This window comes from Methylosinus sp. Sm6, assembly GCF_019802345.1.
In the GTDB taxonomy this organism is placed as follows: domain Bacteria; phylum Pseudomonadota; class Alphaproteobacteria; order Rhizobiales; family Beijerinckiaceae; genus Methylosinus.
Genome location: NZ_JAINDZ010000040.1, coordinates 21,422 through 40,817, shown reverse-complemented (window position 1 = coordinate 40,817; position 19,396 = coordinate 21,422). Strand labels below are relative to the sequence as shown.

The 19,396-nt window shown below is 64.5% G+C and carries 16 protein-coding genes, 1 tRNA gene and 2 pseudogenes; 14 read left to right on the top strand and 5 right to left on the bottom strand.

Features of this window, described 5'->3' with window-relative positions:
- The first annotated feature begins 189 nt into the window (after window positions 1-189).
- The 7 genes from K3F48_RS20095 to K3F48_RS20065 all read left to right on the top strand — a co-directional run bounded on the left by K3F48_RS20095 (window position 190) and on the right by K3F48_RS20065 (window position 6,072).
- Entirely contained in the window at window positions 190-930 is a 741-nt protein-coding gene (locus tag K3F48_RS20095) for a sulfite exporter TauE/SafE family protein (protein WP_222577220.1), read from the top strand.
- Between the two features lie 55 nt (window positions 931-985).
- On the top strand, window positions 986-1,348 hold the full coding sequence (locus tag K3F48_RS20090) for a hypothetical protein (RefSeq protein ID WP_222577219.1): 363 nt from the start codon (window positions 986-988) through the stop codon (window positions 1,346-1,348).
- A gap of 114 nt (window positions 1,349-1,462) precedes the next feature.
- A complete protein-coding gene (locus tag K3F48_RS20085; protein WP_255609462.1) occupies window positions 1,463-3,181 on the top strand; it encodes an OmpA family protein in 1,719 nt (572 codons plus the stop codon).
- A 28-nt stretch (window positions 3,182-3,209) separates the two neighbouring features.
- Window positions 3,210-4,010, top strand: a complete 801-nt coding sequence (locus K3F48_RS20080; RefSeq protein WP_222577218.1) for a hypothetical protein — start codon at window positions 3,210-3,212, stop codon at window positions 4,008-4,010.
- Window positions 4,011-4,030: 20 nt separating this feature from the next.
- Window positions 4,031-4,780: a pentapeptide repeat-containing protein gene (locus K3F48_RS20075; protein ID WP_222577222.1), complete on the top strand. Its 750-nt coding sequence runs from the start codon at window positions 4,031-4,033 to the stop codon at window positions 4,778-4,780.
- A 76-nt stretch (window positions 4,781-4,856) separates the two neighbouring features.
- Window positions 4,857-5,783, top strand: a complete 927-nt coding sequence (locus K3F48_RS20070; protein ID WP_222577217.1) for an ROK family protein — start codon at window positions 4,857-4,859, stop codon at window positions 5,781-5,783.
- 118 nt (window positions 5,784-5,901) lie between these two features.
- Window positions 5,902-6,072 carry a hypothetical protein gene (locus tag K3F48_RS20065; RefSeq protein ID WP_222577216.1) on the top strand — a complete coding sequence of 57 codons (171 nt, stop codon included), beginning with the start codon at window positions 5,902-5,904 and terminating at the stop codon, window positions 6,070-6,072.
- A 63-nt stretch (window positions 6,073-6,135) separates the two neighbouring features.
- Here the strand turns inward: K3F48_RS20065 and K3F48_RS20060 are convergent, their stop codons facing one another.
- The gene (locus K3F48_RS20060) at window positions 6,136-6,657 is read right to left on the bottom strand and encodes a YqhA family protein (protein WP_222577215.1); all 522 of its coding nucleotides are present in this window, start codon (window positions 6,655-6,657) and stop codon (window positions 6,136-6,138) included.
- Window positions 6,658-6,968: 311 nt separating this feature from the next.
- Between K3F48_RS20060 and K3F48_RS20055 the strand changes: the two genes are divergently transcribed.
- A tRNA-Gly gene (locus K3F48_RS20055) sits at window positions 6,969-7,043 on the top strand.
- A gap of 283 nt (window positions 7,044-7,326) precedes the next feature.
- Here the strand turns inward: K3F48_RS20055 and K3F48_RS20050 are convergent.
- Window positions 7,327-7,689 (bottom strand): annotated as a pseudogene (locus K3F48_RS20050) (ArdC-like ssDNA-binding domain-containing protein); the annotation flags it as partial.
- Window positions 7,690-8,029: 340 nt separating this feature from the next.
- On the opposite strand from K3F48_RS20050, the gene K3F48_RS20045 reads away from it, so the two are divergent.
- The 3 genes from K3F48_RS20045 (at window position 8,030) to K3F48_RS20035 (ending at window position 10,890) form a co-directional block, all read left to right on the top strand.
- Complete coding sequence (locus K3F48_RS20045; RefSeq protein ID WP_222577214.1) at window positions 8,030-8,803, top strand: hypothetical protein; 774 nt, start codon at window positions 8,030-8,032, stop codon at window positions 8,801-8,803.
- Window positions 8,804-8,809: 6 nt separating this feature from the next.
- A complete protein-coding gene (locus tag K3F48_RS20040) occupies window positions 8,810-9,661 on the top strand; it encodes a hypothetical protein (RefSeq protein WP_222577213.1) in 852 nt (283 codons plus the stop codon).
- A 77-nt stretch (window positions 9,662-9,738) separates the two neighbouring features.
- Complete coding sequence (locus tag K3F48_RS20035) at window positions 9,739-10,890, top strand: restriction endonuclease (RefSeq protein ID WP_222577212.1); 1,152 nt, start codon at window positions 9,739-9,741, stop codon at window positions 10,888-10,890.
- Between the two features lie 25 nt (window positions 10,891-10,915).
- Here K3F48_RS20035 and K3F48_RS20030 read toward each other — a convergent pair whose 3' ends face one another.
- The 3 genes from K3F48_RS20030 to K3F48_RS20020 form a co-directional block, all read right to left on the bottom strand.
- On the bottom strand, window positions 10,916-11,623 hold the full coding sequence (locus tag K3F48_RS20030) for a Fis family transcriptional regulator (protein WP_222577211.1): 708 nt from the start codon (window positions 11,621-11,623) through the stop codon (window positions 10,916-10,918).
- On the bottom strand, window positions 11,620-14,718 hold the full coding sequence (locus K3F48_RS20025; RefSeq protein ID WP_222577210.1) for an N-6 DNA methylase: 3,099 nt from the start codon (window positions 14,716-14,718) through the stop codon (window positions 11,620-11,622). The genes K3F48_RS20030 and K3F48_RS20025 overlap by 4 nt, the downstream gene beginning before the upstream one ends.
- Before the next feature lie 112 nt (window positions 14,719-14,830).
- Window positions 14,831-15,367 carry a MerR family transcriptional regulator gene (locus tag K3F48_RS20020; RefSeq protein WP_222577209.1) on the bottom strand — a complete coding sequence of 179 codons (537 nt, stop codon included), beginning with the start codon at window positions 15,365-15,367 and terminating at the stop codon, window positions 14,831-14,833.
- A 145-nt stretch (window positions 15,368-15,512) separates the two neighbouring features.
- Between K3F48_RS20020 and K3F48_RS20015 the strand changes: the two are divergent.
- The 3 genes and pseudogenes from K3F48_RS20015 to K3F48_RS20005 form a co-directional block, all read left to right on the top strand.
- Window positions 15,513-15,803, top strand: a pseudogene (locus K3F48_RS20015) (DUF2958 domain-containing protein); the annotation flags it as partial.
- Window positions 15,804-15,881: 78 nt separating this feature from the next.
- A complete protein-coding gene (locus K3F48_RS20010) occupies window positions 15,882-17,078 on the top strand; it encodes a DUF932 domain-containing protein (protein WP_222577208.1) in 1,197 nt (398 codons plus the stop codon).
- Window positions 17,079-17,251: 173 nt separating this feature from the next.
- On the top strand, window positions 17,252-19,363 hold the full coding sequence (locus tag K3F48_RS20005) for a ParB/RepB/Spo0J family partition protein (protein WP_222577207.1): 2,112 nt from the start codon (window positions 17,252-17,254) through the stop codon (window positions 19,361-19,363).
- Window positions 19,364-19,396: the final 33 nt, after the last annotated feature.

The following is a 19,396-nucleotide window of genomic DNA, read 5'->3' as shown; positions in this document are numbered from 1 at the left end:
GCGCCGACGCCGAATAACAAGCCGGACCCACGCCAATACGAAATAATACTATGCCTATCTTGAACCGGACAGCCGTGCGACAAGCGCGGGCATGACGCGGTTGCACAGAATTTGTTAACCTGGATTCGAAGCCCTGTCCTCGAGCGCCCCGAGCTTGATTTTAGCCGCTCGAGCTGGGATAGCCGGGCGATGCTGCTGATCCTGCTCTTTTTCGTCGCCATGTGGGCCGGCGCGCAAAACGCGCTCGCCGGCGGCGGCTCTTTTCTCACCCTGCCGACGCTGATGCTGACCGGAATGGATGCGCGCGCCGCCAATATCACCTCTTGCGTCGCTCTGTTTCCGGCGCAGGTGGCGACGGGCTGGGCGGGCCGCGGCCTCTCGTCCGGCGCCGGCGGGCTGTCCATGCGGGCGCTGTTCGCCATCAGCATCGTCGGCGGCGCGGTCGGCGCCGCCATTCTGCTGGTGACGCCGCCGGCCTTTTTCGCCAAGCTCGTGCCCTGGCTGGTGCTGTTCGCCACCGTGGTCTTCACTTATGGGAGCTTTTTTCGCCGGCCCGGCGAGGCGCAGGCGCATCTTTCCGCCCCTGCCGCCGGCCTCGCGCAATTCCTGATTTCCGTCTATGGCGGCTATTTCGGCGGCGGCATCGGCTTTCTGATGGTCGCGGCGCTGACCATGGCCGGCCAGAATGTGCGCGTCGCCAGCGCCACCAAAAATGTGCTGGCGGGGGTGATGAACGCCTCGGCCGTCGCCATATTCCTGTTCTCGCCGGATCTTCACTGGTCTCAGGCGCTCGTCACCGCGGCGGGAGCGACGATCGGCGGCGTCGCCGGCGCCAAGCTCCTGCACCGCATTCCCGAGAACCGTCTGCGCCTCGTCGTCGTCATCGTCGGCGTGCTGCTCACCATCGGCCTGTTCCAGCGGGCGCCGTGAGAGAAGCGCGGCCTCTGGCTGGAAAATCGCGCGAATGTCGGCTAAGAAACTGCTTATGCGCGCTCTTCTCATCGCCTTCGCCGTCTCGCTCGGCCTCGCCCCCGCCGCGCAGGCCGCGGTGGCGCGCGGAGCCGTGCTCGCCTGCCGCGATCCGGCCGACATCAAACGCGCCTTCAAGCCCATCAACGACAAGACCGCCAAGGAGGACGCCGCCTATTTCAAGGCCAGGCTCTCCGCCGGCGAATGCGTGCAGCTCGTGCGCGATCAGCAGCTTCTGGTCGACCAGCGTGACGGACCGCTGTGGTGCGTGCGCCCTTCGGGCGGGCTCGACTGCTATTGGACCCACGAGAAGGCCATCGATCTCTATCCGTCCCAGCGTCCGGCTGCCGGCGAGCAGGGCGGCAAGAAAAAACCCTGACCATCCGCCAGCCGCGACATGCTCGGTGTGTCGCGCGAGTTGGTCTCGCCCCCGCAGGCTGCTAGAACATTGCGTCCATACGTAATGATTCTCGCCCCGAGGGAGTCGTAAGCGATGATGCAGCCGGGCAAATGGTGGATCGGCCTGCCGCCGCTGGCCATCCTGTTCGCGGTCGCCGCGACGATGATCGGCGAGAAGATCGAAGCCGACATCGCGGGCCGCGCCCGCTCGAGCCTCGCGCGCGCCCAGACGCCGCAGGCGCTCGCCGACGCCGCCCTCGCCATCGAGGGCCGCGACGTCACGCTCTCCGGAACGGCCCTGCTGCCGGAGGCCGTCGAGCTGATTGTCGGCGCGATCGAACGGCAGGATGGCGTCCGATCCGTCCTCGACAAGACGGCGCCTCCAGCTCTCGCCCGGCCTTTCGCCTTCTCGGTTGAGCGCCGGGGCAAGACGCTCGTGCTCGCCGGCCATGAGCCGCCGGGAGAGCGCGAGCGCATCCGCGCCGCCGCGGCGGGCAAAGGCTTCGAGATCGCGGACGAGGCCGTTCTCGCCCGCGGCGCGCCGGCGAATTTCGCCGCGCTGGCGAGCTATGCGGTCGGCGTGCTCGACGCGCTCGGCGACGGCAAGGTCGCTTTTTCGGGCGCGTCGCTGACGGCGACGGGAGCGCCGGCGAGCTTCGACGCCTATGATCGCGCGCTGGCGGCGCTGGATTCGCCTCCGGCCGGGATCGAGGCGAAGGCGGTCGACGTCACGCCGCCGGGCGTCACGCCCTTCGTCTGGAGCGCGGTCAAGAGCGGGGCGTCCCTGTCCTTGTTCGGCTATGCGCCGACGCCGGCGATTCGCGCGGCGCTGGCGAGCGAAGCCGCCGCCCTGGCCGGCGCCGGGACGGTCGCCGATCAGAGCCGGGTGGCGAGCGGCGCCCCGGCCGAATTCGCCGCCGCCGCACGGCTCGCCCTCGGCGCCCTCGCCGGCCTCGACAGCGGCAAGGCGGCGCTCGCCGACGCCAGCCTGTCCATCGAGGGCTCGGGCAAGCCGAATGTCGCGCCGGCCGCGGTGGAAGCGGGCTTGCGCGCCGCTCTCCCGAAGGGCTTTGCGCTCGGGGAAACGAAGATCGCGGCGGGCGTCGCATCGCCCTATGTGCTCACCGCCCGCAAGCAGGACGAAACGCTCGCCCTCTCCGGCTATGCGCCCGACGACGCGACGCGCGCCCGCCTCGTGGCCTCGGCGCGGCGGCGCTTCGGCGGCGAGATCGCCGCCGGGGTCGACCTCGCGGCCGGCGCGCCCGCCGGCTTCGCAAAGGCGGCGGAGGCCGCGCTGCGCGCGGTGGCGCGGCTGCGCACGGGCGCGGCGGCGATTTCGGACCGGCGCATCGCGATCGAAGGAGCCGCCTACACCGCGCCCGCGGCGGCGGACATAAAGACGCGCCTCGCCAGCGAGACGCCAGAGGGCTTCGAGGCCTCGGCTCTGGTCGGCGTCGCCTCGCCGGCGGACCCGATCACCCCGGCCGAGCTCCGCGCGACGGTCGCAAAGACCGTCGCTCCCGGCTTTTCCTTCAGCGCCGACCATACGGCCCTCGCCGAGGACTCGCTGCCGATCGCCGACGCGCTCGGCTTCGCGCTGCTGCGCAGCCCGAGCGCCGTCCTGGAGATCATCGGCTATTTCGATGGGGCGGGCTCGGCGGAGGAGAACCAGACGATCGCGCGACGTCGCGCCGAGACGCTGCGCGACTACCTCATTGCGGCGGGAGTCGCGGCGGGGCGGCTGCGGGCGTCGAGCGGCGCGGCCGCGGGAGGCGACGCGCCGCATCGGCGCATTGAATTCATGGTCGAGTGAGCGGCCCCCGCGGAGAAGGAGAACGCGCATGCTCTATCTGCTCGCCGCATCCTGGGAATGGCTGGCCGGGGCGGCCGCCCTCGGCCTCGTCGTCGGCCTCTTGGCCTTCAACAGCGCCCGGGACGCCCAATTCTCCGGCCACGGCGTCGTCGTGACCTCGGCGCTGCTGCTGCTCGCCGGCTTTTTTCTGTCCAATCTGCAGATCATTCCCGGGCGCGCGGGACTGTATTTCGACCTCGGCCTGCTGTTCGCGGGCGCCTACGCCCTCGCTCTCCCGGTCGGCGGCGCCGCGCGGCTCCTGGCCGCCGCGGCCTTTCCCGCCGCGCCGGCGAAGAAGAAGCCGCCCCATGTCGTCGTGAGAGGCGCGCCGAAGCCCGCGCCCGAGCCGCCGCAGGCCCCGCGCGCGCCGGAAGCCGAGGCGGCCCCTCCAGCCGCGGCTTCCGCAGCGGCTGCGCCGCATCTGCAGCCCGCCGCGGCGGCGAAGGCGGAGCCGCCTGCCGGACCGAAGCCCTCGGCCGCGCCGGCGGAGGCTCCGAAAAAGCATCCCGGCGCGCAGCCTCCCGGCTTGCCCGGCCCGCGCGGCGGAACGCCCGACGATCTCGCAAAAATCAAGGGCGTCGGCCCGAAGAGCGTCGAGAAGCTGCATGCGCTCGGCGTCTATCATTTCGACCAGATCGCCGCCTGGACGCCGGAAAATGTGAAATGGGTGAGCGCGGCCTTCGCCATTCCCGGCCGCCTCGAGCGGGGACGCTGGGTCGCCCAGGCGAAAGAGCTCGCCGACGCCGCTCATGGGCCGGGGCAGGAGCCGAAGAGGGGAGACGCGCCGTGAGGCTTCGCTGGGCCGCCGCCATGGCCATCGCCCTCGCCATCCCCGCGTCGGCGCCGGCGCAGGACATGCTGCGCAATGTCGATCTCGCGCAGCCCGCCTATTCGCAGGCGGAGCTTTCGCGCGCGGACATCGAGGCGAAGATCGCGGCCGGCGCGCGGCTCGATCTCTCCGCGAAGAGCCTCAACGGCCTGGATCTCTCCGGCCTGGACCTCGCCGGCGCCAATCTGCGCGCGGCGCGGCTGATCAAGACGAAGCTCGCCGGCGCCAAGCTCGACGGGGCCATTCTCGATCAGGCCTGGCTGCTCGAGGCCGATCTCTCCGGCGCCTCGCTGCGCGGCGCGCATGTGTTCGCGGCGCAGATGCAGCGGGCGAAGGCCGCGAAGGCGGATTTCTCCGAGAGCCGCCTCGCCGCCGACATGACCGGCGCCGACCTCGCCGGCGCCGTTTTTCAAAAGGCCGATCTGTCGGCCGATATGAAAAACCAGTCCATGGGACTGATGCGCGCCGTGCTGCGTTCTGCGAAGCTCGAAGGCGCCCGCTTCGACGGTGCCGATCTCTCGCGCGCCGATCTGCGCTTCGCCCGCGCCGCCGGCGCCGATTTCTCCGGCGCTTCGCTGAAGGACGCCGACGCCGCCGGGGCGGATCTCGCCGGCGCGCGCTTCGTCGGCGCCGTGACCGAAGGGCTCTCCCTCGATTCGGCGCAGATCGACAAGAGCGCCGTGGGAGATCTGAAGGGCGCGCTCGATCTCGACCGCGCGCGGCTCCGGTGAAGCGACGCGCCAGAACGAATTATGATCGCTCGAACGATTTCGTTCGAACGGAACGCGCTCTAGATGACGAAGGGCGATGACACAGGCGCCCTTCCGTATCGGCGTCGATCTCGGCGGAACCAAGATCGAGGCCGTCGCCATGGACGCGCGCGGCGAGACGCTGGCGCGCCGCCGCGCGCCGACGCCCGCGCATGATTATGTGGCGATCCTGCAGGCGATCGCCGCGCTCGTGCGGGATATCGAAAGCGAGCTCGGCGGGCGCGGCACGGTCGGCCTCGGCACGCCGGGCGTGATCTCGCCGCGCACCGGCCTCGTGAAAAATTCCAACACCACCGGGCTCAACGGCAAGCCGCTGGACAAGGACCTCGCAGCTCTGCTCGGCCGGCCGGTACGCATCGAGAACGACGCCAATTGCTTCGCGCTGTCCGAGGCCGTGGACGGCGCCGGGGCGGGCGGGCGCGTCGTGTTCGGCGTCATCCTCGGCACGGGCGTCGGCGGCGGCGTCGTCGTCGACGGCAAGGTGCTGCAGGGCGTCAACAAGGTCGCCGGCGAATGGGGGCATACGCCCTTGCCCTGGATGACGCCGGCCGAATTTCCCGGCCGGCTCTGCTATTGCGGCCATTACGGCTGCGTCGAAACCTTTCTGTCCGGCCCGGCCCTCGCCCATGACTATGGAATGCGCAGCGGCGAGCGAGCCGAGGGCGAAGAGATCGCCGCGCGCGCCGCCGCCGGCGAGGCCGCGGCGCTCGACTGTCTCGACGTCTATCGCGACCGGCTCTCCCGCGCGCTCGCGGCGATCGTCAATCTCCTCGACCCGGATGTGATCGTGCTCGGCGGCGGCGTCTCCAATATCGACCGCATCTATGACGGGCTGTTCGAGCGCGTCGAGCGCCAGGCGTTCTCGGACGCCATCGACACGAAGATCCTGCGCAACCGCCATGGGGATGCGAGCGGCGTGCGCGGCGCGGCCTGGCTCTGGGGCGGCGCGGACGCGAGCGGATAGGCCGAATCGCCGCAGGCCGGGACGATGCAGCCGGAACGATGCAGCCGGAACGATGATTGACCGCCCGGCGGCTCCGAGCGAGGATGGCGCGCGCTGCGAAGCGCTTGCGGAGGAGCTCATGAGCAGGGGCCTGCTGCTGGCGGCGATCGCCGCTATTCTCGGCTATGAGACGTGGTCGTTCTTCGTGGCCAGCCGCTATCAGTCTCTCTGCCAGCTCTCCTATTGGTCCGCGACGCAGGAGCAATTGCGCGCCTGCGACGAGATGCGGACCGCTCTGCCGCAGCATTGACGTCGGAGCGCATCGGTCGACGAGGCGCGCGGCCGTCGCCGCCCGACGCTTCCGGGCGCCATTTCAATGCCCGTCCTGGTCCGCATCGACGGCGCGGTGGCCGGACAGGCGCTCGGAGAGCGCGAAAGCGAGCGTCGACAGGACGAAGGTGAGATGGATGCCGACGAGAAACAGCAGATCGCGGTCGCCCATATGCTCCACATCCATGAAGGCTTCGAGCAGCTTGATCGCCGAAATGGCGACGATCGTCGACAGCAGCTTCAGCTTCAGCTCGGAAAAGTCGATCTCGCCCATCCAGCTCGGCCATCCGGCATGGGCCTTGGCGTCGACCTTCGAGACGAAATTCTCATAGACCGACAGCATGACGATGACCACCAGCGCGCCGGTGAGCGTCGTGTCGATGAGATCGAGCACGAGCAGCGTCATATTGGCTTCGGAAGAGGAGAAGAGCCGAATCGTCGCGTCCCAGAGATGCGAGCCGGCCTTGAGCAGCAGCTCGATCAGCCCGGCGACCAGCATCAGGAAGAAGGGCGCGAGCAGCCATCGCGACAGGAACAGGAAGGATTCGAACAAACGCTTGAGCATGGTCGCGTCTTTGCTAGAGGCGTGAGCGAAGCTCGCTACACGAAAACAGCGCCTGCGCGCAAGGCGCTCGGCGGCGAATCGGGGCGAACGCCGGACGGGGCGTTTCACACCCTCTTTTCTAGTCGGAACCACGGGCCGACCATAGCCCGGCAATTGCGGCGGGCGTTCTTTCACAACGTCCCATGGCGGGTCACCGCGGGGGCTTCGCTGCAAAGACGCGGCGGCCCCAGGCGGCGAAGGAAGACTGTTGCAATGGCGTTTCGTTTACGGCATAAGGGCGCACGGTCGAGCCAAGGAGCGCGGCCGCGGATGCGGGTGTAGCTCAGGGGTAGAGCACAACCTTGCCAAGGTTGGGGTCGAGGGTTCGAATCCCTTCGCCCGCTCCAAAATCACTCAAGAAAATTAGAGCGTTATGAACGGGCCGCCGAAAGGCGGCCCTTCGCTTATTTGGCTTGGTGTCCACATGGTGTCCACGACGTCGATCCCCATCTCCCATCCCAGTCACTGCATCGTCTCGCGTTCAGAACCCTCGGCCGCTCTCAAGGGGCACCTGGGTACACCCCCGCCCGCCGCCCGCCCGCTCTTCTAAAAACCATCGCGACCTCGCAGGTTCCGTCATTCAGAATGTCGCGCGATACGCTAAGATGAAAGTCGCGCTCGCTCACGGTGCCGGGCAAGCCGGCGACGATGCTCGTCCGAGAAGCGATCGGCATAGACAACAGTCGTGCCGTGTTCGCCCTTCCGGACATGACCGCCCAGGCCCAGCGCCTGCCGGAAGGTGAGCCAGCTCTGGCCCGTAAAGCCCTGCTCGATCACGGCGCCCCAAAGGATCAGTATATTGATCCCCGAATATCGACGCTGCGTCGCGGCGTTGCGCGGTATGGCGATCGTCGCATTCGCCGCTGCCGTCCCCCACGGCTGCACCCAGGGGACGCGGCCGGCCTCCAGCTCGGCGATGATCTTGTCGGTGATTTCAGTGTAAAGGCTCGCCCGGTCGTGGCCGGCGCGCGCAGTGCGGTCATGCCTGGACATCGCGGTTCTCCGCGACGGGCGCCGGAAGCCTCTCTCCCAGCCCTCAACCCGTCACGGAAGTCCAGCCCTCACTCTCCCTCTCAGCCGCGATGCTGCGGCAGACGCCGCCGCCAAGTGATACGCACTTCAATCAACGATAATCAGCGATTCTGGCGTCAGGGATGGAAGTCCGGGGGGCGAAGACCCGCGGCAAGCGGGGCTTTGGCGTAGCCAACAGCCCGGCCCAAAGGGCGACGCCCGATCCCATTTCGTATAGAGCCTTTGGCTGCCACTTTCCGCCGAATCCCCCCAAAATCATCTATTGTCGGTCCGACCAGGACAATGACAACGGGCGCAAAACATGCCGGCGAAGGCGGACGACGATGATGAGTCACTTGAAGAGCACAAGCGGGCGCTGATTCATCCGGCGGCTATGCTTTACGGTGTTCAGAAAATGTTTGGCGATCGGGCCAGAGTGAAGGCCAAGCAGGCTTACGGCCAACTCATTGACGCCCATCTTCTCGTGGCGGGGGTGCTGGGCGCCGGATTGCTGCGCACCAACGGCGTGGTGACACCGATTACGGCCACGTCGGAAGAGCGCAACGCACTCTTCGCCGGATTTGTCATCGGGCTGAACGCCTGCGAGAGCGCCATTGAAGAGGCGCGCTATCTGCAGGCTCATGCACTGTTGCGACAAGAGATGGAAATCCTCGCGCAGCTCAAGGCGGTACGCGAAGGCCGGCGCAAGCCCCACGGTTCTCCCAACGTGACCTCGCTTGAGAAATCCCTGCGCCGGCTCTATGGCGATCTCACGGCCGCGGCGCATGTGGCGCGGCACGACATCGTCGAAACCGCGACGGCTTGGGACGGTCCAATGGAAAATCTTCCGGGGCCGACTGCCAAGACCCGTTACTTTCCCGAGACCGATACCGGCCTCGCGCGCCGCTCTTTTGCACTTCATATCTACATGATCATCCGTCTGATCGAGGAATTGAGCCTCGATTACGACGAGAGATATCCGGACCATGCCTTTACCGACCGCGAGCGCGCAGCGCTCAATCGCGCTGTGAAGCTCATGATCACAGAGGGACTCGTGGAATTCGACGAATCCGAGCCGCTGAACACGCAGGGCTGACCACCGATGCTGAGATTCAACAACCAATGGCGGTTTGATAGCCCCGGGCCGATCGAACCCGGCGTCGTCGGCGACTTTCTCGACCTGATCAACCGCATCAGTGGCCAAGGGTCGCGAAAAGCCGTCCGTGAGCACTTTAAGTCGGCTTTCTCCGCCGCGGCCGGGCTACCCTATCAATCAAGCAGCGATGCGAGTTGGGCGGCGAGCGATCTCGAACGCGCAATGGACGAGGCCGCCGCGAACGCACCTTTGTTCATCAACGCCTTTTACGCTGCTTGCGAGCAATTGCAGCAGCGCGCCCCCGAAATGGCCCTCCCCGACGGCGCCCGCATCAACCGCATCCTGACCGATCGCGGCGTGGGCTATCAGATCGATCCGCCGAACCTAGTTGCGACGCGGACGCACATCCCAATCGCGGTTCCGGAGCAGGCCCCTTCCCTTGATGCCCAGGCCCGAACCCTGATCGACACCGCACTTCAGGCGTCGGAAAGAGCCCTCGCCGAAGGAAAGGGCCGGCAGGCGGTGCAGGAAGTCCTATGGCTGCTCGAGACGGTTTCGACCGCATTCCGAAGCGAGGACATTCTTGATGGATCCATCCAGGGGCGATATTTCAACAAGATCATCGGCGAACTGAAATCACGCGGACGCGGCGGTCATCAGGATCAGATCCTGCGATGGATGATGACGCTGCATGGCTATCTGTCCTCACCAACTGGCGGCGGGGTTCGCCACGGCGTCGATCTGCGCGACGGTCTCGCGCTGCACATCAACGAAGCCCGCCTCTACTGCAACCTGATCCGAAGTTACATCACCTTTCTCATCGGAGAGCACGCGCGCCTGAGCGGGCGTACGTCGTGATGGTGAATACCGCAAAGCTCTCGTACGGTGATATTTGACTCATGCAAGCGTATAGCGACCACGAACTCATCGCGAAAATGTCCGCATTGCAGGCCGCGATCGAGCACTGGGCGCGGACCAAAGATCTCTGGTTTGATTGTGGCTTCCAGACCTACGAAGAACACAGCGATGGCGAGCCGGGCTCTCCCGCCATCGTGTCATTGCTTTGTTTCGATGGCCCGCTGCATTCGCTGTTCAACGGCTTCTCCGACGATGACGGATCGTACGACGAGTTTCATGCACTCGTTCACAGCCTGGGTTTTGAATGCGAAAATCAGGACGGAAGCAGCGTCGCCTTTTTTGCGACTGATCCGCACCTCTCGTCTGCATTCGATTCATATTTTCATTGGCGGTGGGTCTGCTCGCTTATCCAACCCGACTGCGATGACGTCTACGAGGAAATGTACGCGCACTTCGCGCAGCGTCCGGACGATCTTCACCGTCTCGACTGGCGCGAGTTTGAAATCCTGCTGCATCGTATTTTCCAGAATCAGGGCTTTCACTCGGAGCTGGGACCAGGCCGAGGGGATGGCGGCGTTGATATCCGGCTGCTGCAACGCGATCCGATCGGCGATCTTCTCACGTTGGTCCAGGCAAAGAAATACGCCCCGCATCGAAAGATCCAACTGGATGCGGTCGCGGCGTTGTATGGCATTGCGGCGGTCGAGGGCGCACAAAAAACTCTTTTCGTGACGACGTCTGCCTATGAGCCGGTGGCAAAGCGGTTCGCCGCAAGGACGTCCGGCGCAATGGCGTTAGCCGCATCACGGGACGTCGCCACGTGGTGCGAAACCGCATCGGCCGGAATCATCGCAGACAAATCCCTTCTGGTGTCAAAACCTCACGTCAGCCGCATTGTCGCTGACGTATCCCGAGTTGCAGACCATCGCGTCGTTCACGCGACCTACGGCTACAACACGACGGTGAACAGTTTCGCGCTTGTCATCAAGGAGACAAAGCATGCTGCCCTGTTGATGGCGCTGCCGAAGCAGATTGTATCCCACGACGGCTACGGGCAGGCTGGCTTTGAAGTGCCGGTATTCGACCAAACTGCCCTCGCGATGCAAAATGCCGACACCGTCTGGCGCGTGAAGCGCAATATTATCGATGGGACGGTGTCCTATTGGGACGGATCGAAGGGATATAGGCGCTGGAACGGACGACCGGCGTCTTTCAACCTCGCTGATTGATCGTCGAGAGGGCGAAACCTTCGGCTCAAGACTTTGCTGGCTTCTTGGTGCTGGTGGGATAGCCGAAAGCCAGAAAGAAATGGGCGACGCGAATGGTGCCGTGGCTCGGCGCCAGATCGGGGTCGCGTTCGTGTTCCGTGTCGAAGTCTGCGGTTGAAAATAATACTGAAGGTCGCTCGTAGGAACTGCCCGCCGCGGTTGGCCGGATCTTCAGTTCCGCGACAAGGCTCGCATCGGCAAGCGCGTCGCGCAGCGGCGGGACCACCTCGTCCTCCGTATCGATCAGGATGCCGACCATCGCCGCAACTGCTTGTCGGCGGCTGTAGATGCCGGTGACAAAACGACCTAGCCCCTTCTCGCGCAGGTAATGGGTGCGATGACTCTTCTGCCGGCCTACTTTCTTGAATTCGAATACCAGTTCGATGCGACGAGTATCGTCATTCCATCCATAGACGATGTCCGTGCGGCGTTCCTGGGTGAGCTTTGCTGTTTCCAAATCGATGTTGTGAAGGACGCCTTCGGCGGCCCACATACCAAGCAAGCCGCGCTCCCGAGCAGTGACGTTTTCGACATAGGCCTTGAGAGCCTTGGTGAGGGTGGGCTCTTTCATTCCCGGATGGAAATGGGCTCTCGGTTGTGCGGCGAGTATTCGCCAGCTCTCCCGCAGGGCATCGACTGCGTCGGTTGCAGGGCGGATCGGGAAGGCAGAAAGCCAATCTTGTCCGGTTATCACGCGACCTCCGGGCGGATCGCGGGCGACAGCCGGCTCTGAACAGACCGTACGATGTGCTCCGCATCGCGAAGCGCCTGCCGCACGGTCCAACTGCGTCGAGACAATGGGCGCACCAGATAGAGCGCCCCGTCAGTCCAAACATGTGCATCGGGGATAAGTTGAAGGGCATCGCCCGATGAAATCGCCATCAGCCCCGCTGCGCGAAGTTGAGCGAGCGTCGTCAGGACCAGATCGTCATTGAGCTGAGCGCTGGAAGTGGCCGGCGCGGTTGTCTCTTTGGCGTAGCTCACCCGAACGATTCCCGACGGGCCTTGGCGAGCCGGATCACTGGCCACAACGGCGACGTGAAACCGGCCACCGCCACCGGTCCGTTCGCGCCAAGAGGTCAAGGAGGCAGCCAGCGCCTCGCCGTATGTCCGAAAATCCTCCAGATGAGCGGTGGCTTGGGCCGGCGTGTCGAGACTTTTGAAGCTTCGTGGCCGGATCGAAGGCATCAGGATGTCGACGGTTTCGCGAACCAGCGCCTGCTCGCTCTCGTTCAGGCCAAAATACTTGAAGATGGCCTTGTCGAGGGCATTCTGGATTTCGCCGTAGCGACGGCGTTGATCGAGTTCCGGCAAATCGGATAGCTCTTGCATATAGGTGCCGACCCTTGCGAGCGCCGCTTTAGCCGCCTTCGGATCGGGCGCCGCTTCGATGTCAAAGAACGGGAAGGTTTCGACATCGGACAGATGGACGCCGTTGCGTTCGCAGAGCATCTTCCAGCCGCGCATCATGAGGAAGTAACGGGCGAGCTTGGATCGCAGATAGACCGCGGCGAACTGGAGCAGCGCCGCATCCTGGGTCGATCCGGAAATGACGCCGATGCTATGCGTGAAGGTGGCCGGGCCATCGTAATATACTGCGCGGACCGTATGTTCGAGTTTCGAGAACCCGTCCGGGAAGAGCACGCGGGGACCGTCGAAAACCGCCATCACCTCGTCGTTGAGACCAACGACAGTCGTCTGCGCCCGCGGCCACGGCTTCAAGAGATCGGGATGCAGCACGGGCGACCCCGCGCTGAGCGCGGGTACGGGCACGAACCGCATCTTGCGCAACCGGCCGGCGCTGACCGCGGTGCGGCTCTTGTCGTTAAGATGAATGCCTTTGCGATTGACCCATCGCCGGAATGGTTGCGGCCTTTTCCAGAAGTCGCTGAACGTTCCGCGCGCCGTCAGGCGCGTCCACAGAGTCATATCGTTGGCATCGCCCCACATCAGCGTGACGAGAAGCTGCGGATCCTGGGCGACGGAGCGGGTTTGCAAAACGTGCCGATCGGCCGACTGCATGGTGAGCCGGCCAAAGGCCAGACTCATGTCCGCCTTCGGCACGCAGTAGTCGAAAGTCTCGCCAAATGGAATCTGCGCCTCGACGCTTCGGCGTTGCCCGAGGAACACATGGCAGGTGTTCTCGGCCGTCGGAAACAGCAATCCTTGAAGATCGCCGAAGTTGATGAGACGCGCCGGTCGGAACAAGCTGAACAGGCGCGCGACGAACGATGCGCTGGACGGTCCCAAAAATTGTCCAATCGGCAGGATGAGGCAGACGCGCCCCTGCTCGGCCAGGAAGTCGATCGCTCTCAGGGCATAGGCGCCGGCGATCTGGCGTCGAACGAATGGGGCGCCGGCCCGCTCCGCCCAAACGTCGGCGGACGTGACGTCTTCGCCTTCGGGCTCCGACCACGGCGGATTGGAGATAATGAGAGAGAAGCGCTTGTCCGCAAAGCCGTGCTTGGGTCCGAAGAAGTCTGCCGTGGGGCCATGGCGCAGATTGCTGCCGTCGAGCGATGGCAGCTTCTCGTTTTCGCGCTCCTGCGCCTCCATGATATCAGCGGGGTTGAGACCTTCCAGCAACGACAGATAGAGGCTGAAGGCCGTGACGCGGCAAGCCATCAGATTGATGTCGGCGCCGAATATGCGATTGATCAGAAGCTCTCGACGCTGCCTGAAACTGAGTTGGCGGCCGCCGCGCGCCTCCGACAGCGCGATGAGACGCCGGTAGGCCGTGGTAAGCAGAATTCCGGATCCGCAGGCTCCGTCGAAGATTGTCTCGGAGAGAGGATCAGCCGAGGTGACGAACGCTTGATCAACCGCCAGCATCGCGAGATGACGCGGCGTGTAGTAAGCGCCGTCTTTTGCCTTCTGGTCTGGAGACAGGAAAGATTCGTAGAGGCCAGACAGCAGTTCAACCGGGATATAGCTGAAATCGTAATTCCAAAAATCGCCCTGCCCGGTCGTCATGTCGGTCCGGCGCAGGAATTGATCGAGCAGCGCGAACCCCTCCGTGTTCAACGCCGCCCAGGGATTATGCCGATCGTCCCCTAAGAAGTCGCCGTTGAAATCCTGACGGAGCGCATCGATGAGGCTGCGAACCCCATTGCGGTTGGCGCGAGCGACCAGAGCATGGAGTTGACCGACTTCACGCCTCTGGCGATAGGTCGCGCCGACGATGTCGCGATGTTCGAGATATGAGATGAAGAGCACCTGCCCCATCAGCAACTCGGCGTGACGTCGCCGCAGCGACGCCTCTATGGCTGCCCGGAACCCGACCCTCGACAGCTTGAGTACGGCGCTGGAGAGATTGACGAGCAACTTGCGGTCGACGCGCGCTTTGATGTCGAACCATTTGGGTGCGCGGCGGGAGAGATTGGCTGAAGCGATGTCGAACGCCGAGAATGGCCCGTCGGGACGCGCTGCGCCGAACGTCAGCGTTTCCTCCGCGTTGCGGAGTTTTCGGGCCGGCACGGCAACTGCCGTCTCGCCCTTGATCTCGATCACCACCGTGGCGAGATTCTGATTCCAGATCCGCTTACGTATCTCGTCCAAGGCGGCGGCGGTGAGCGGCTCGTCCTTGTCGCCGACAAAGACCACCGTCGGCACGCCCTCCACCTCGAATACGGCTTGGGCGCGAATCAACCCATCCGGCTTCAGGAGCGACTTGATTTCCAGTGCATAGGGGTGAACTTCCGGGACGTCGTCACCCCGGCGATGCAGCACGGCGGGCTCGGCGGCATAGCCGAGCCTTTCAAGCCAGTTCTGCAGGGGCGAAATTGTCACGCTGGTCCCTTCCGATACTCACGCCCCAGTAATGAGAACATATCATGAACTCCCCCGACGATGAAGCGATCTGTGGGCGAGCAAGCCGGGTTGTCCCGGTCAATTACGCGCCTCATGCCGAACGCCTCCGTGCCGGCACGGTCAGCTTGCTCGGGGCTCGCCGCCGCACTTGTTTGACTGGCGGGCCAGCGACGGCCTGGACCGGGAATAGATCGAATTGGCCGGAAACCGTAGCCGGACTGGGCAAGGCGAAGCCTGCCGACAACACATCCAGGTGAGCGCGTAGGCGAAGGAGCAAGACGTCGTCGGCCGGAAGGTGACCGGCTGCGTCCTCCACGAATGTCCATCGGTCGCCGCCGAGGAGGGCCAAGTTCTGTCCGCAGAGGGCGATAAACGACTTGGTGCGCAGCTCCCGTCGCAGGCTGTTGAAAAGGCTCTTATGAGCCTGGAGTTCGATATGAAATTGCTCCCGCAGGGTCACTGCGAGCCTTAGAATCAGGATGGTTTGCCACGTGTACTTGGCCGGAGATCCCTTCCGTCTGGGCTTCACGTCGGCTGGAATCAAGGCGCGACGGCTCGTCCATTCCCGAAGCTTTTCGGTAGAAAGACCGGTGAGCTGGCAGGCATGAGGCGTTGTGACGTAGCGCAAAGTCGCTCCCTCAGGTCGGGTAACCTACCCGATCTTTTAAGAAATGGCTATCAAACCCTTCCCTCCGAGTCGATCAAGGTCTGCTTGAACAGTTTGGCTGTGCGCTACCGAAAATTCGAGGTCCTCACCCTGATCTGATCGAGGTGACGACGACCACGTCCCGGTCGTCAAATTCTTCAACCCGCTCGGCAAAGGCGTCTGGCTTGCCACCGAACTCGACGCGGATGGCGACACATTGTTCGGCCTCGCCGACCTCGGCGAGCCGGAACTCGGCTCGTTTAGCCTCGCCGAAATGATGGCGGTCCGCCTGCCGCTCGGCCTCGGGATCGAACGTGACCTCCTCTTCGAGGGAATGTTCCCGATCTCGGTGTGGGCAGATGCTGCACGTCAAACCGGCAGTATCCGAGAAGCGCAGCGCATGCTCTCACCCCTTTAGAGTGAGAGCGCGGATTGGCTTTGCCGTGACGGGTTGAGCCGGAGGAAAGGCCTGCGGCGCCCGTCGCGGAGATGACCCATGACCCAAGTGCAGGTTTTGGATGCCGTTCGCGATCGCGCCGGCGGTTACAAGGTGGACGTGAGCCGAGGAGAGCGAATCGGCCGCGTGTCCTCGGAATGGTTCTCGCGGCCGGCCGACGAGCGCTACCTGTCCCTATCGGACCTCTTCGCCGCCGTGCGCGGCCGGACCGATAGCAGCCGGACCCGGACGGTGGAGAGCGCGGCGATCCGGGTGGAGGCCGACCGCGGTAACGCGGAGCGCCTCACTCTGACATTGCCCGGCTCGGACGCGCCGATCGCGCCGACGCATTGGAGCTTCGGTCAGCTCGCGAGCCTGGTCGGCGCGCCGGCCGCCTACCTCCGCCAGCTCCCGGCGCCGCTCGCTGGCATCAACCTGCAATACGGTTTGACCTCCAATCGCGCCGAACAGGTCAAGACGCTGGAGATCGAGGATGGTCGCGTTGAGCTACGCGCCGTCACCGGCCCGGACTATGGCCGCATCTATGATCACGAACTCGTCGAGGCGGTGCAGCGCATCGCGGGAAACGGCACAGGCGATACGCGGTGGAAGGTGCCGGGCGTGCTCGACTGGTCGACCGGCGTCTACCATCCGCACGTCGATATCACCCAGGACACCACGACCCTCTACGCATCGGACCGCGATGTTTTTCTCTTTCTCGTGGACGATCTCAATCCGATCGAAGCCGGTCGACTGCCGGATGGATCGCCCGATCTTTATTTCCGCGGGTTCTACTGCTGGAATTCCGAAGTCGGCGCAAAGACGCTCGGCATGGCGAGCTTCTATCTCCGCGCGGTATGTCAAAATAGGAATTTATGGGGCGTCGAGGATTTCGAGGAGATCACCATCCGCCACTCGAAATACGCCGCCTCACGCTTCGCGCATGAGGCCGCCCCGGCGCTGACCCGCTTCGCCGATTCCTCGCCCATGCCATTCGTGAACGGCGTCAAGGCGGCGCGGGAAAAGATCGTCGCGCGCACCGACGAGGACCGCGACGAGTTCCTGCGACGGCGCGGCTTTTCCAAGAAGGAGACGGCGAAGATCATCGAGACGGTGTTGGCCGAGGAAGGCCGCAAGCCCGAGAGCATCTTCGATTTCGTGCAGGGCATCACCGCCGTCGCGCGGAACAAGACCCATCAGGACGCCCGTCTCGATATGGAGGCGCGCGCCAAGAAGCTCCTCGATCGCGCAGCCTGAATTCCGGAAAGCCGGAGACGCGGAAATCCGTATCTCCGGCTTCGTGCATTTCCGCATCATCTGATCCTCGTTCCCACGGCGTCGTCCTCAGAGGCAGAGGGCGGCGCCGTCCTTCGTGACGGGTTGCGAGCCGAGAGAGAGGCTTTCGGCCGCCCGTCATGGAGTTTATCCCGATGGCCACTGCTGCTCAGAAGATCACACTGTCGTCCTCGCGCGACATCCCTTTCAACAAGCTCGTCCTCTCCCAGGCGAATGTCCGGCGCGTGAAGGCCGGCGTCTCAATCGAGGAGCTCGCGGAGGACATCGCACGGCGCACGCTGCTTCAGAGTCTGAACGTGCGGCCCGTGCTCGACGCCGATGGCGCCGAGACCGGCATGTTCGAGATTCCCGCGGGCGGCCGACGTTATCGAGCGCTCGAGCTTTTGGTCAAACAGAAGCGGCTCGCCAAAACGGCGCCCGTCCCCTGCGTCGTCCGGGATCCCGCGAGCGACATCCTCGCAGAAGACGACTCGCTCGCCGAGAATCTCCAGCGTGCGCCGCTGCATCCGCTCGATCAGTTCCGCGCCTTTCAGGCGATGCGGGCCAAGGGCAAATCCGAGGAGGACATCGCCGCGGCCTTCTTCATCGGCGTCAATGTCGTGAAGCAGCGCCTGCGGCTGACCACTGTGTCGGAGAAGCTCCTCGACATCTATGCCGAAGACGGAATGTCGCTGGAGCAGCTGATGGCATTCACCGTCTCGTCGGACCATGCTCGCCAGGAGCAGGTCTGGGCGGCGCTGGAAAAGTCATGGTCGAAGGAACCTTACCAGATCCGTCGCATGCTGACAGAAAAAGCCGTGCGCGCCGCCGATCGGCGAGCCGTCTTCGTCGGCCTCGACGCCTATGAAGCGGCAGGAGGCATCGTCATGCGTGACCTGTTCCAGCACGACGACGGCGGCTGGCTGGAAAATGTCGCGCTGCTCGACAGCCTCGTCATCGAGAAGTTGAAGGTGGCGGCCGAATCCGTCGCCGCGGAAGGCTGGAAATGGATCGAGATCGCGGTCTCGTTTCCATTCGGACATACGAATAGGCTGAGAGAACTCGTCGGCGCGTCCACCGAGTTGACCGACGACGAACAGGCGACGATCGATTCGCTCGAGGCCGAACATGAGAGCCTGGAGACCGAATATGAAAAAGTCGACGAACTGCCGGAGGATGTCGACCGGCGCCTGGGCGAGATCGAAACGGCGCTCGCCGAGCTGCAAAATCGACCGCGGAGCTTCGACCCGGGCGACGTCGCGCGCGCTGGAGCATTCGTCAGCATCGACGCCGAAGGCCTTCTCTCTGTCGATCGCGGCTATGTGCGGCCCGAGGACGAGCCGCCCGCTCATGAGAAAAGCACGAACGATGACGCGGGCGCAGATGAATTCTCACCAGCGATTGCTCCGACCACACAGCAGCCCGTCATCACCATCGAAGGACGCCCGGTCGACTCGGAGGAAGATGAAGCCGATGCGCTCACGCCATTGCCCGAGCGGCTGATGATCGAGCTGACCGCGCACAGAACATTGGCGTTGCAGAACGCCGTCGCGAATAATCCGCGTGTCGCCATGACGGCGCTCCTGCACAAGCTCGTCGCGGACACCTTCCATTACGCGTCGACTTCGACCTCCGGCTTGGAAATTTCCTTGCGTCAGATCGCCTTTCCGATCCAGCCCACGGATCTGAAGAACAGCGCCAGCTCACACGCGATCACGGAGCGGCAGGACGCGTGGAAATCGAGCATTCCCAGAGACGACCAGGAGCTCTGGGATTGGCTCGTCGGCCTCGACGACGCGCATCGCCTCGCACTGCTCGCGCATTGCGTCAGCCATGGCGTCAATGCCCTCCATGAGAAGGCGGACCGCTACGGCGGCGGCGCGCTCACCGCGCATTCGGTGCAGCAGCGCCTGAAGAATGCCGACCGACTCGCTCGAGCGGTCGGCTTGAACATGGTCGACGCCGGTTGGAAGCCGACCGTCGACAATTATCTCGGTCGCGTGCCGAAGCGACGGATCCTGGACGCCGTCCGCGAGGCCAAGGGAGAACGGGCTATTCAGCTCATCGAACATCTGAAAAAGGGCGAGATGGCGGTCGAAGCCGAACGCCTGCTCGCCGACTCCGGCTGGCTGCCGGAGCCTTTGCGAGTCGACGACGGTGTGCAGGCAGAGCTTGCGGCTGGCGAAGCAGCCGACGAATCCGAAGAGTTGCCCGAATTTCTCTCGGACGATGAAGCAGCCGAGAGCGCCGATTCCGATTGCGGCTGAATGGTCGTTCGGCGGAGCGTTGAAATGCGCTCC